Source organism: Paraburkholderia jirisanensis (assembly GCF_054782355.1).
In genome coordinates this window covers 1,361,334-1,375,423 of sequence record NZ_BAAGSQ010000033.1, presented here as the reverse complement: position 1 = coordinate 1,375,423, position 14,090 = coordinate 1,361,334, and the positions used below count along the sequence as shown (strand labels likewise).

The 14,090-nt window shown below is 62.7% G+C and carries 7 protein-coding genes; 5 read left to right on the top strand and 2 right to left on the bottom strand.

Annotated features, from left to right (window positions below; translation table 11 throughout):
* Positions 1-206: 206 nt before the first annotated feature.
* Entirely contained in the window at positions 207-1,229 is a 1,023-nt protein-coding gene (locus ACYVNQ_RS38175; protein ID WP_460911157.1) for a M48 family metallopeptidase, read from the bottom strand.
* A gap of 376 nt (positions 1,230-1,605) precedes the next feature.
* Here ACYVNQ_RS38175 and ACYVNQ_RS38170 point away from each other — a divergent pair, with 376 nt between their 5' ends.
* From ACYVNQ_RS38170 to ACYVNQ_RS38150, 5 genes are all read left to right on the top strand, one after another.
* Entirely contained in the window at positions 1,606-2,724 is a 1,119-nt protein-coding gene (locus ACYVNQ_RS38170; protein WP_460911155.1) for a toxic anion resistance protein, read from the top strand.
* Positions 2,725-2,727: 3 nt separating this feature from the next.
* Positions 2,728-3,168 carry a hypothetical protein gene (locus ACYVNQ_RS38165; protein ID WP_460911153.1) on the top strand — a complete coding sequence of 147 codons (441 nt, stop codon included), beginning with the start codon at positions 2,728-2,730 and terminating at the stop codon, positions 3,166-3,168.
* A 25-nt stretch (positions 3,169-3,193) separates the two neighbouring features.
* A complete protein-coding gene (locus tag ACYVNQ_RS38160) occupies positions 3,194-4,075 on the top strand; it encodes a heavy metal-binding domain-containing protein (RefSeq protein ID WP_460911151.1) in 882 nt (293 codons plus the stop codon).
* Positions 4,076-4,101: 26 nt separating this feature from the next.
* Positions 4,102-4,941: a heavy metal-binding domain-containing protein gene (locus ACYVNQ_RS38155; protein WP_460911149.1), complete on the top strand. Its 840-nt coding sequence runs from the start codon at positions 4,102-4,104 to the stop codon at positions 4,939-4,941.
* Between the two features lie 101 nt (positions 4,942-5,042).
* Positions 5,043-5,330: a hypothetical protein gene (locus ACYVNQ_RS38150; RefSeq protein ID WP_460911147.1), complete on the top strand. Its 288-nt coding sequence runs from the start codon at positions 5,043-5,045 to the stop codon at positions 5,328-5,330.
* Between the two features lie 91 nt (positions 5,331-5,421).
* Here ACYVNQ_RS38150 and ACYVNQ_RS38145 read toward each other — a convergent pair whose 3' ends face one another.
* Complete coding sequence (locus tag ACYVNQ_RS38145; protein ID WP_460911145.1) at positions 5,422-14,025, bottom strand: GH36-type glycosyl hydrolase domain-containing protein; 8,604 nt, start codon at positions 14,023-14,025, stop codon at positions 5,422-5,424.
* Positions 14,026-14,090 lie beyond the last annotated feature (65 nt).

Here is a 14,090-nt window from a genome sequence, read left to right as displayed (position 1 = left end):
CTTGTGCTGGTCTGTCCACGATTGCGCCCACTATAAAATTTGGTGGACACCAAAGTAGCCAAACTCAATGCTCAGTTCCAGACGGTGCTGAGAACTCGCTTACGTTCTAGGTAGCTTTGCGACGAGTGAAGCAGGCGATCACAGCCACACGTGAACACCCCCATAACCCACCCGTCGCCACCAGCAACAGCCCAACCAGACTTCCCTCACTCCGACTTCAACGTACGCGCCCCAACACTAAACTCCGGCTCCCGCGCCACACTCTCAAACCCCCCATGCGCATGCCCCGCCACACCGCTATTAATCGCCGCCACCCGTCGCGTCAACCTCGGATGCGACCTGAAAATCTCGGTAAGAAACCCAAAAACCGGCGGCACCATCCTTTCCTGGTCGATAAACGCCTTAGTATTCATCGACGCATTCAACCGCCTGCACCCACACCCCAACATCTGCAACGCCCCTCGCGAAGCATGCGCATCCTTCGACAGATAAGCCCCAATACTGTCACACGTATATTCCCGCGACCGCGAGTAAGCCTTCCCCAAAAACGGCACAACATAAGCCGGCATCTTAAGCACATTAACCCACGGATTCAGATGTCCCGCCGCATGATGCCCCAACTCATGCCCAATCACGAACCGCACTTGCGCATCGCTATTCGCCTCAACCAGGGCCCCCGTCAAAAACACATACCTCCCACCCAGCAACCGCCGAGCATAAGCGTTAAAGATCCCATTCGAGTTATAGATAAAAGTCTTAGGCGGCTCCGCCAGCCCAATCTCCCGCGACGCCTCAACAATCATCGCGTGGAACTCCGGAAACTGCTCCTCGCTCAACAGCACCATATTGCCGAACGCCGACGCACGATACGCTGCGCCCATCAACCAATAGAAGATCGCAAACGCAACGCCATACCCCACGTAGATGTGAAGGATCCGCCCCGCCTTAGGATCATTCCAGTGGTTGTATGTGACCTGCGCAATGACGATCCACAGCAGGACACCAATCACGATCATGGTCCACTTAAAGCGCCTCTCCCGCTTGTTCCTAAGCAAATCCAATGTGCTCGCCATCACATCCCCCATCCCTGAGTGGTTAAATGATTTTCTTCCCGAGCGGCGCATCCGGCCGCAGTATGCATATAGAGCGTTTCTCAGCCGCGTGCAAGGCTTTTTAAAGCTGCATCGTAGAGCAATGCGTCCAGCATGTTTATTTGATGACAACTGCATCAGGTTTCCTGCATTTTTCCCAACACACCCTACGCATCGCCCCACAAATGCATGCTATAAATTCGCCAGACCGATTTAAACCCCAAGGCCGCAAGCCGACGAATATTATTGAAAGCCTTGGAAATAATTACCTTGCACCTGTATTAAATCAGTAAGTATCGCCACGCATGTGGCCTTTCGGTTTCTCGACTCTTCGGCAAGCACTGGTATGAGCGATCCAGCGTCAAAATCGACCCCTGATAATTCATCCGAGGCGCCGTTAGACCTGACGGCCTATCTCGATCCGGAAAGCGCTCCGCTCAGCACCACGGAAGCGTCACTCGCGCCCGCTGAACCAGCGTTACCCGCGCTCATACCGCAGGAAATGCTTACGCCGATGGCGCCAATCGCGCGTCTCGTCGATCTGGCGTCGCTTCCCGCCCCGCAGCGCGCAATCGCGGAAGAGCGCGCAAACAGCATCCGCTTCGACGACGCCACCTCAACGCTGACCTTCGTCGACAATGCATTGCAGCCGCTCGCCGCAGCCTCACGCCGTCTGCTTTCAGAAACCACGGTAGGCGAGGCCGGTGAAATCGGCCGCATCGCCGCGGCCGTGATCGACGGCATCAAGATCCTGCGAATCGAAGACTTGCAGCAGGAAGCGCACGAAGTTGCACCGAAAGCGACAGGCCTGTTGAGCCGCCTCGGCAGGCTCGGCAAAGTCGCGCACGGCGCAGTCAAATCCTTCCAGGAAAATCGTAAGGCGTTCCTCGCGCTGATGGACGACGAAGTCGCGCGAGCCCGGCGTATCAAAGCCGATCTGATGGTCACGATCCAGCAACTCGATCAGCAATCGCAATCGGTGCGCACGGGCGTGTCCGAGCTCTCGATCTGCATCGCGGCGATGCAACTCGCGCTCGATCGCGGCATCGACGAAGCCGAGCAACTGCGTCAAACCGCACTGCGCACCAACACAGCCGGCGACGCGGCGATCGCGATGGATTACCGCAACACGCTCGCCAACTTCCGTGGCCGGATCGCAGACTTGCGCGAAGCGATGATCTCCGCCGCCAGCCTGATCCCGTTGATCGCATCGAATCGCAAAGCCGCCGAAACGCGTGTCAGCAAGCTCAGCACCGGCATCATGGTGACGATTCCGCGTCTGATGGCGGTTGCCGCGCAGGCCGTCGTGCAAGCGGACACGCGGCGCGCCGGCGAGGAAAGCGAGAAGCTTGACGAAGCCGCCCGTCAGATCACCGCGCTCGCCACGCAGGGCAGCCACGAGGCGGCGGTGGACGCAGCCCGCAGTCTCGGCGGCGATCCGCGCAATATCGAGGCCTTGGCCCTCGCGGCCAATCAGTCGATCGAAACGATGATGGAAGTTCAGGACATCGAGCGCCAGGTCCTCGCGCAGGATCGCGAGCGCGAACAAAAGCTGATCGAAGTGCGCGACAAGCTGGTCGCAGGAATGCGCGGCGTGCAGACGCAAGCGCTCGCGAACCGCCTGGAGCCTTAAAAAATGGGCGACCTCGAGCGTCTATCGGGCGTAAGCGGAAGTGCAAACGCAAGCGCCAGCGATGCCACCTCATTGGAGAACTTCGACCTGGCCGCCGCCTGGCTACGTCGCGCCGAAGCGGACCGTGCCGAGTTTTTCGATCGTTTCGTAGCAATCGTCTCGCACGCATTACCGGACCACACGCGAATCGACAAGTCGCGCAGCGGATTCTTCCGCAAGAAAGAACAGGTAATCGGCATCTCGGTCGTGTTCGACAACGAGACCTACGTGATGCGGATGAACGACGGCCATCGGCTGACAACTCAGGTCGAAAAGAAAGTCAGAGGTGTAGTGCTATCGACACGCGACGTCGATGCGCATGCCTGGATGAGCGGCCTGATGACACACGTACGCGACACCACGAATCAGGGCCGCGCGATTGCGGAATTGCTGTCGTCGCTTTGACGCTACGGAAAGACGGGGAGCATTCATGGGATGGTTGAGTTCGCTATTCGGCGGCGGCAACGCGCAGCCTGCGGTTCCACAACAATCGTTCTTCGATGAAGACGGCGTTCCGCGCTTCGTCCATCAGCGTCTCGCCGATTCGAAGAGCGGCGCGCTGCCATGGGTCTCCACGCTGACCGCTCCGGAAATGGCATTGGCGCGCACGCATGGCCTCAAGATGATTGCGCCGATCGCGGCGACTTGCTGGATGCACTACGGCTTCTCATGGACGGAAGGTCACGCGCAAGGCTGGAACGAAGCCATGCGCCGTCTGCAGCGCGAAGCAGCAGCGCTCGGCGCCAATGCCGTCATCGATACGCGGATGATGACCGTCGACGTCGAGATCGAAAACAGCATGGATTACTCGCTGGTGGGCACGGCAGTACGTATCGAAGGATTGCAACCGAGCACGTCGCCGATCGTCTCGACTGTACCTGCGCTCGAATTCATCAAGCTGCTGGAAGCCGGCATCGTCCCGGTGGGCCTCGCCGTGGGCGCGCGCTTCCAATGGAGCAACGGGCCGCTGGATGCCGCCAAAAGCTACGGCTGGCGCAACAACCAGGCGCTGACGCAAACCACGGCGTTCTGGGAGCGTATCCGCCGCAGTGCGCATGCCGATTTACGCGCCGATGCCGCGCGCCAAGGCACGGGCGTGCTCGCGCAGCTGCAGTTCAGTCAACTGTTCATGGTCGAGAAACCCGAACCGGGTCGCTTACTCGGAAGGCACATCGTGATCGGCACGGTAGTCGATTGCAAGGAAGGCGCCACGTTCGATCACCCGATCGAGCTCGTGCTCGACCTGAGCGACAAGCCGGACAATCTGCGCGCCGGCTCAGTTCACCACAATTCATACGCCGACGGAATCTGAATCACTTATCGCCGAGAGAGACCAGCATGGCCGACACCCAGACACAGACCGCAGCTACTCAACTTCCCGCCAACGCGCGCGCACGTCTGCAAGGTTTGCGCAGTAAAGCGCATCCGACGGCGGTGTTCACGTCGGATCTTTCCGTCAACGAGTTTCTGCTGGTGCGCAAGGCGGGTTTCGAGCCGATCGGCCTGTGTGTGGGCAGCAGCATTTATCACGTCGGCATCCAGTACGGCTCATGGAGCAAGAATCAGGAGCTCGAGGTGTTGTCGCAAGCGATGTATCACGCGCGGGAACTCGCGATGTCGCGTATGCGCGAGGAAGCGCGCGGCATGGGCGCGGACGGCATCGTCGGCGTGCGGCTCGAGATCAAGCACGTAGAGTGGGACGCGGACATTCTGGAGTTTGTCGCGATCGGTACGGGCGTGGTTCACAACCACGATCGCGAAGGTTTCCGCGCGCATGATGGCGGTCCGTTCACGTCGGATCTTTCCGGGCAGGACTTCTATACGCTGCTCAATTCGGGTTATCGCCCGATCGAACTGGTGATGGGCAACTGCGTGTATCACGTCGCGCATCGCGGTGTGCTCAAGGCGTTCGCGCAGGCCGGCCGCAACGTCGAACTGGAGCAGTTCACGCAGGCGATCTACAGCGCTCGCGAACTCGCCATCGAGCGCATGCAGGTCGAAGCGCAGACCGCGAAAGCGGAAGGCGTGATCGGCACGATCATTCACGAGAAGTCGTATCGCTGGGAAAGCCACGTGATCGAATTCTTCGCGATTGGGACGGCGGTAGCGCCGTTGCATGTCGAGATCGACGCGAAGGATATTCCCGCGCCGACGCTGGTGCTTTCGGTGAACGATTGACGAAATGACGCGCGACGGACCGTCGCCGACCGGCAGTTTTCGGCGAACCCCCGCGCACTGCGTACAATACGTGCCACCGATTCCAACTGGGGCACGATTGCATGGCAATGAAAAAGACCGACCTTGAAAAGAACAAGGCGCTCAAACTGACTCACTCGATGAACGCGGCGCGCTCAGAGCGCTTCGGCAAGGGCGCGGCTGAAACGCCGGACCGGCGCGAGCAGCGCAAGCTGGATCAGGCGAAAGGGCTCGTGCCGTTCGCGTGCAAGCTCAACGCCGAGCTGGTGAACGAACTGAAGGAACGCGCCGCCACTCACCCGGAGGGTATGACGGGTCTGGTGGAGGAGTTGCTGCGTCGCGGTCTCGCTGCGGATGGCGCAGACGCCTGACTGAGAGCCGGGCTGGCAACGCGACAGCCGCGCTGGCGTCGCGATGTCACATCTACAAGGGGGCCGCATCATGCGGCCGGCCCTTTGCACGTCACACGGCGGGCTCCCGCGCGTCGATTTCCTCAGCCACACCCGGGCACACCGTAATCGACAGCGTATGCGAGCCGCCATCAAGCGGCACATGCACGCCTTCGCCACTGCAATCGACAGCCTTATTGTCGAGCACACCATGCATCTCACGTGCGCCTGGGGCCGATTCCACCCGGATCTCGTAGCGCGTCGCATGCACATAGACCGTTGCTTCAAAGCCCGGCCACGAGTCTGGAATGCAGGGATTCACCACCAGAAAATTGCCTTCCCTGCGAATCCCCAGAATGCCCTCGACCCCCGCGCGGTACATCCACCCAGCTGACCCCGTGTACCACGTCCAGCCGCCACGCCCGACATGCGGCGCGACCGAGTAGACGTCGGCTGCGACGACGTAGGGCTCGACCTTGTAGCGCGCGGTTTCCGTCGGCGTACGCGAATGATTCACCGGATTGAGCAGCGAAAACAAGCCCGCTGCCCGGTTGCCGTCGCGCAGCTTCGCGAACGCGAAGATCGCCCACATCGCGGCATGGCTATACTGGCCGCCGTTCTCGCGCAGCCCCGGCGGATAGCCCTTGATATAGCCCGGATCGTGCGACGACTTGTCGAACGGTGGCGTGAACAGCAGCGCAATTCCGTCATCGCGACGGATCAGTTGTTTGTCCAGCGCCGCCATCGCAAGCTGCGCGCGCTGCGGATCGGCCGCACCTGACAGTACCGCCCACGACTGCGCAATCGAATCGATCCGGCATTCTTCGTTAGTGCTCGAACCGAGCCAGCTACCGTCGTCGAAAGTCGCGCGGCGATACCATTCGCCATCCCATGCATCACGCTCCAGTGCCTCGCGCACCGACACCGCATGCGCGCGCCAGCGCGCGCCACGCGCAGGATCATGCGATTGCGCGAACGGCGCGAATAGCTCGATGGTCCGCAACAGCAACCAGCCAAGCCACACACTTTCTCCCTGACCGTCAGCGCCGACGCGATTCATCCCGTCGTTCCAGTCGCCCGTGCCGATCAGCGGCAAACCATGCGCGCCGGTCAATTCGATACATTGATCGAGGCCCCGCGCGCAATGTTCGAACAGTGAAGCAGATTCCTCCGCGAGCATCGGCTGGAAGAAGGTGTCGTGCTCGTCGGGCTGCAGCAGCGGTCCGTCGAGGAAGGGCACGGCCTCGTCCAGCACCGCGCGATCGCCCGTGCAGCCGATATACGTCGCAGCCGCGTAGGCGAGCCACACGCGGTCGTCGGAGATGCGTGTGCGCACGCCTTGCCCCGAGTGCGGCAGCCACCAATGCTGAAAATCGCCTTCGACGAATTGCCGCGACGCGGCGCGTAGCAAATGCCTGCGCGTGTCGAGCGGTCGCACGTGCGTCAGCGCCATCATGTCCTGCAACTGGTCGCGGAAGCCGTACGCGCCGCTCGCCTGATAGAACGCGGAACGCGCTTCGACCCGGCATGCAAGCGTCTGATACAGCAGCCAGCCGTTGAGCATCAGGTCCATCGCCCGATCGGGCGTCCTGACCTGGACGGCGCCCAGCACGTCCTGCCAATGGCGTGTCACCTCGGCAAGCACCGCATCGAGGTCTGCTGCACGATAGCGTTCGATCAGCGCTCGCGCGTCGGCGACGGACGCGCATTGCCCGACGAACGCGACCACTTCCACCGTCTCGTACGCACCCAGATCGACGAAAGTCTGCATTGCCGCGCAGGGATCGAGCCCCGCGCCGGTCGCGCCGGACAGCGGCGTGTTGCCGGTCAATGCCGCGGGCGCAGCCGGGTCGCCGTGACGGCCGAGGAACTCGGTGCGATCCGCTGTCCACGCGGTTTGCTGGCCGCCCAGGTCGGCGAATGCGATGCGCGTGCCGAAGGCGGTATTCCATGGGTTGCGTGCGAGCATCGCGCCCGTAAGCGAATCGATTTCCGTCACGACGAATGGTCCCGATGCGCCTCGCGAGGTCCCCAGCACCCATTCGAGCCACGCCGTCACCGACAACCGCCTTCTGCGGCCGGACAGATTGCGTAGCGTGAGCCGGGTAATCTTCACCGGGTCGGCAAGCGGCACGTATTGCAGCAAGCCAAGTGCGATGCCGTTCGCTTCGTGCTCGAAGCGGCTGTAGCCGTACCCGTGACGCGCGACATACACGCCGCCGTCGCGAATCGGCTGTGCTGTGGGCGTCCATACGTCGCCGGTGCTTTCGTCGCGCACGTAGATGGCTTCGCCTGCCGGGTCTTCGACGGGATCGTTCGACCATGGCGTGAGCTGGTTTTCCCGGCTGCTGTCGGCCCACGTATAACCGGTGCCTTCCGCCGCGACGTGAAAGCCGAAGCCGGGGTTCGCAATCACATTGATCCATGGCGCAGGTGTGCTGGCGTGCCCGGTGAGCACGGTCACGTATTCGCTGCCGTTGCGGCCAAAGCCGCCGAGGCCATTGAAAAATTCGAGGCCTGCTGTGAGCGTTGGCACCGCGGACAGATCGGGCGTCGCCGGCCACGACGATAACCAAGGCGTTTTTTGACGGCGCGGCATGGCCGGCTGTGCCGATCTTTGCGACAGGTAGCCAAGCTGGGTGGCGATGGAGCCGCGGCGCGCAAGCAGCGTAACGCGCGCGGCCGATAGCAGCAGCGCCCGTGTCTCGACGCTCATCAGGTCGGCACGCAGCACATAGACTGCTCCTTGCGCGAGTTCGCCATCAAAGCGGGGGCGCGACTGGCTGCTGCGCACCGCCGTTTCGATCGCTCCCTGCAACTCCTGCATGTACGACGAAACCCGTTCGTTGACGATCACGAGATCGACCGCCAGCCGCTTCATGCGCCAGTATTCGTGTGCCTTCAAAAGCTGCAGCACCTGCGCGATATCTTCGACATCGCCGATACGCAGCAGCACGATCGGCAGGTCGCCTGAGATCGCGTGCGGCCACAAGCCCGACTGTGCGCCAGCGCCGCGAACGATGGCGTCGGGCGTGGCCCTGAAGCGCGCATCGGCGTACAGGATCGGCGCCGCGAGCCGTTGAAAATCGGCGGCTTCTTCGGCCTCGACGTCGAGGTAGCGCAATTGCACCTGGGCTTGCGTCCACGCAAGTGTCTTCGCGCGATCGAACGCGTTGCGATCGTGGTGCTGATCGATCAGATCGAGCAATTGCGCGCGCGATTCGGCTACCACCGTCCAGAACGTTACGCGCACCACCTTGCCCGGCGGAACCTGTACGCGATAGCGCAGCGAGAAGACCGGATCGAGCACGGTGCCGGTGGTATTGGACAGCGGCTGGTCATCGACGATCGACGCGGCCGAGCGTGCATGGCCCCCGCGGCCCAGAAAGCGCAGCCGGTCCGTTTCGTACTGCGGCTCGGCGACGATCTCGCCCTCGACCACGGCAAAATGCGCAGCCCATACCTGGGTTTCCTCGTGCGAACGCGGGCGCCGCGTCGCCACCAGCGCTTCGAATTCGGCGAGATGCTCGGTCTGCACAAACATCCGCGAAAAAGCCGGATGCGCGTTGTCAGCGGCGGGCGTCGCCAACGCGAGTTCGGCGTACGAGGTCAGTTCGATTTCGCGCGTGCTGCGCCCGCTGTTTGCGAGCGATACGCGACGCACTTCGCCGTTCGCTTCGCCGGACACCAGCACGTCCATGGTGGTGGTCAGCGAGCCGTCGCGGCGGGTAAATTCCGCGTGATCTTCGCCGAACACAACGTCGCCGTACTCGGGTTCGGAAGCGACCGGTTGCGCGCTAGCGGACCATACCTGTGTGCCCAACGTATCGCGCAGGTAGATAAACGAACCCCAGTGGTCGCGGGTCGCGTCTTCGCGCCAGCGTGTAATGGCGAGTTCACGCCAGCGGCTGTAGCCGGAGCCGGTCGCGGTGAGCATCACCACATACCGTCCGTTCGACAGCAGATGCGTAATCGGCGGACCGTTGGCGGCTGTCGTCTCGGACACGCGACGGATCGTCGGCGGCATCGTGGCGGTGTCCGCTGCGGACGTGTTCACTTCCTCGGCGCGCGGTTGGGCCACCGCGACGTCGCGCGGCATGCGTTCCTGCAGCAGCAGTTCGCTGGCCTGGATCATCGGCTCGCGGTGAAAGCGCGCTCGCATCTCTGCATCAAGCAAGGTGTTGGCGATCGCGACGATCGTCATGCCCTGATGGTGCGCCATGAAACTGCGGACGATCGCGAAGCGCTCTGTATCGGGCAAACGTGCGCGGGTAAAGTCGAGCGCTTCGTAGAAGCCGTAGCGGCCCATTGCACCGAGTTTCGCGAGTTGCGCATAATTCTCGAGCGCGGCCTGCGGAGCGACCATCGTCGCGAGGCCTGTCGCATAAGGTGCGATGACCCGGTTTTCGGAGAGGCCGCGTTTCAGGCCGAGACCCGGTACGCCGAAGTTCGAGTACTGGTAGTTGAATTCCATGTCGCGGGCCTGATACGCAGACTCCGAAATGCCCCACGGCATGCCGAGCGATTTTGCATACGACATCTGCCGTTCCACCACCAGCCGGCTGGTCTGTTCAAGCAAACTGCCGACCGGCGCACGCATCACCAGCGAAGGCATCAGATACTCGAACATCGACCCCGACCACGAGATCAGCGCTGAACCGTTGCCGACCGGCGTCGCGGCGCGGCCGAGGCGAAACCAGTGACGCGTCGTCACATCCGCCTTCGCGATCGCAAACAGGCTCGCTAATCGCGCTTCGGATGCGAGCAGGTCATAGCAACTCGTATCGAGACTGTTATCCGCTTGCGAATAGCCAATCGACAATAGCTTGCGATCCTGATCGAGCAGAAACGCGAAGTCCATCCCGAGCGCCATCGCGCGCGACGTGTCGGCAAGCGAGCGCAGACGCGCTTGCAGAAGCTCCGGTGCGGCGACAAGTTGCTGCCGGTCGCGACGGTGCTCGCTGACGCTGCGGTTCAACGCTTCGATCCAGAACATCAGATCGGCATAACTGTCGTCGCCACCCGCGGGCATGATCGCGCGCGTCGTCTGCGCGGCCTTCTTCGTGAGCCGGATCAGCGACGGCGACAACGCATCGAGCATCTGCGGGCCGCGCAGGTGTGCATCGATTTCCTCGAAAATCTCGACGAGCTGCTTGCCATGCTCCGCGTTTGCCGCCGGCAGCGCATTGACTGCCTCGCGCGCGAGTTGCAGGTTATCGCGTATGCCGGACCTGGCAGCGGGAGCCAGCGTCGCGGGTAGCCACTCTTCGCACGCATTGGCAAGCGCAATCAGATGGCCAGCGAGATTGCCGCTATCGACCGACGAGACATACGCAGGAGCCAATGCCCGCAGGTCCCGCGTGTCGTACCAGTTGTAGAAATGGCCCTTGAAACGCTGCAGTTTCTGCATCGAAGCGAAGGCGGCTTCGAGACGGTCGACGGTTTCCGCGGTCCCCGCCCAGCCGAAATCGCGCGCGACGATAGCGGACAGCAGATACAGCCCCAGGTTGGTCGGTGAAGTGCGCTGTGCGATGACCGGCTTCGGATCCTCCTGGAAGTTATCGGGAGGCAGCATGTTTTCGAGCGGCGTAACGAAGGTCTCGAAGAAACGCCATGTGCGGCGCGCGATCAGGCGCAGGTCGCGGGCGTTTGCATCAGACATCGCAAAACGTCCGGCGACGGCCGGTGAACGGCTCGACCACAATGCAAGCGCCGGTGCGGCGAGCCACAGCAATGCAAACGGCAGCACGAGTGGCCAATGCGCCGGTTCAAGGACCAGAGCGCCGGCGCACAGCACGACGGCGAGCGTGATACCACCGGTCATCTGTCGATAAAAGCCGCGCCAATCGAGGCGCGGGCTCGCCTTCGACTGTGCCGCCGTCGTCCATTCGAGCAAATGGCGACGCGTGATGAGCAGCCGCACCAGCGTCCGGACGATCGCATCGCCCATGCGCCATGCGTGATCGGCGACGAATGCAGCGGACAAGGCAATCTGCAACGCGGCTAGCCGCACGTCAGCGGCCAGCACACGCAGGTGATTGCGCAGGCGAATTCCGGCACGCCGCGGCAGCAGCGCAAATAGCGTCGGCAGAAACGCAGGAATGGCGAACACGCACAGCATCGCCAATACGCCCACGAGCCCGGCGCGCAGCGGCATCAACCAGCACACTGCGAACGCGGCGACCAGCGTGGGTGCGAGCAACGAGCGGCGCAGATTGTCGAGCATCTTGAAGCGGCCGATGGACGGCAGCGCGGGCCGCACACGGCCCCGCTGCCCAGCGATCCATGGCAGCAACTGCCAGTCGCCGCGTGTCCAGCGATGCTGGCGCTTGGCCGTGACGTCGTAACGCGACGGCACTTCCTCGACCACTTCGACATCGGATGCGAGGCCCGCGCGCGCAAACACCCCCTCGAACAGATCGTGACTGAGCAGCGCGTTCTCCGGCACGCGGCCATGCAACGCGGCTTCGAATGCATCGACGTCGTAGATGCCTTTACCGGTAAACGAGCCTTCGCCGAACAGGTCCTGATAGACGTCGGATACGGCTGCGGCATACGGGTCCATTCCGCCCGGACCGGAGAACACGCGCTGATAAAGCGATCCTTCCTGACCGACAGGTAGCGATGGCGTGACACGCGGTTGCAGGATCGCATAGCCGTTGACCACGCGTTGCTGGTCTTCGCTGAATTGCGGCAGGTTCAGCGGATGCGCCATCTTGCCTATCAGGCGCAGCGCGGCATCGCGCGGTAGACGCGTATCGGCATCGAGCGTGATGACGTAGCGCACGTCGGGCGGTACCTGCGGTGCGCGCCCGGCGATCGGCATGAAGTTCGTATCGGTCGCGCCGCGCAGCAGCCGGTTGAGTTCGTGCAGCTTGCCGCGTTTGCGTTCCCAACCCATCCATTTGTTCTCGCTCGCGTTGTACAAGCGGCGACGATGCAGCAACAGAAAACGGCTGCCGGCCGGGCCTGGGCCGTGCCGGCGGTTCAATGCTTCGATCGCGTCGGCCGCGATGGCGAGCAGAGGCGCATCGCCGGGCAGCACTTCCTCATCGGCGTCGAGCCCGTCAGCCAGCAACGCGAACGACAGATCGCCGCCCGCGCCCGCGAGATGATGTACCTCGAGACGTTCGATCTGCTCGCGCAAATCAGCCTCGCTGGTCAGAAGCGTCGGCACCGCGACCAGCGTGCGCAGCGATGATGGCACGCCCGCCGTTAATTCAAGCCCGGGTAACGTGACCGCGCCGAAATTCCACGTCACCGCGCGGTTGACGAGCGCCGTCGCGACCTCGGTGGCAGGCAGGAATGCGCATAGCGCAAAGCACGCGAGTATCCAGAGCTCGGCATTTTGCGGCGTTGTGGACCACAGAGACCACAACGCCCACAACGTCAGCGCGACCAGCAGCGTGGCAAGCGTCAGAATCGTGCCGACATAGCCGCGGATGCCCAGACGTACGCTGAACCGCGCGACCCGCAGACGCGGCGGCGGTCGAAATTTCAGTGTCTGCTCGAGTGCTCGCCGGCCTTCGGCGATCAGATGATAGCCGGGCTCCCCCGCACGTCCCGCGCGTGCCGTATCGCCCGCCGCTGCAACGGCTGCGTGCGCCAACGCCAACGCGAGATCGGCGATTTCCAGTTCATTCGCGGATGAACCGCGCGCCAGTTGCTCGATTGCGCTGCGGTACAGATTGCGCGTCGGAAAATCCATCGCGCCGAATGCGCTGCCCGCGCGCAACCGCGCGTCGACCAGACTCATGCTCTCGAACAGTTCCGTCCAGTCGATGTCGGAGATCAGGCGAATGCTGGTGATCACGTTGCGCACCGTAACGTTCGACGCGCCCTGGCGTTGCTGTGCGTGCTGCACGACTTCATCGACGGAGAGGCCCTGGCGCTGCAGCCGCTCTTCCAGCCAGCCCAGCGCCGGTGTGGTGCGTGGATCCTGGTCGCGCAAGCGTTTGGCGAGTTGCGCGGCAAACGGCTCCGACAACACGCCTGATGAACGTGTGGCGATATCCGCTTCCAGTGCGGAGCGCGCGCTGCCCGATTCGAGCAGACGGTCGGTGAGTGCGTCGGCGTCCGCATGCGCGCTGCGACCTTCGGTGATCTGGTCGGCGAGACGTCGCAAATTCTCGATCAGCACGATGCGCAACGTGATTGCCACGGCCCATAGTTCGCCGATCGTCAGCGGTTGAATCCGTTGATAGGCATCGATGAAACGTCGCAGCACCCGCGGATCGAAGTAACTGTCGGTATGCGCGACGAACGCCCATGCAACGCCGAATACGCGCGGATAACCGGCGAACGGGCCCGCAGCAAGCTTCGGCAACTGACGGTAATAGCCTGGTGGAAGATCGTCGCGAATCTCGCGGATCTGTTCTTCGACGAGGTGATAGTTGTCGAGCAGCCATTCGGCTGCGGGCTCCACGCCCCGGCCGCGCTCCAGTTCCGCGGCACTTGCGCGGTACGCTGCAAGCAGGACGGCAGCGTTGTCGTTGAGCCGGGTGTGCAGCGCCAGCACGATGGGCGGTTTGTTCGTGACGGGTTGCGCGGCGGCGAGACTTTGCGCGTGCTGCTCTAGCCGTTCGACACCGAATAGTTCGTCGCGCACGGGCGCGGTGTCTGTCCATGGCGGCGAGCGCGGGCGAAATCGTGCGGCGTACTGAAGCAATGTATTCACAGACGCCCTTCCTGCGGGTAGGTGGTTTTTAGCGGATAACGCAAAACGCCGCGCGCGCGATGTTA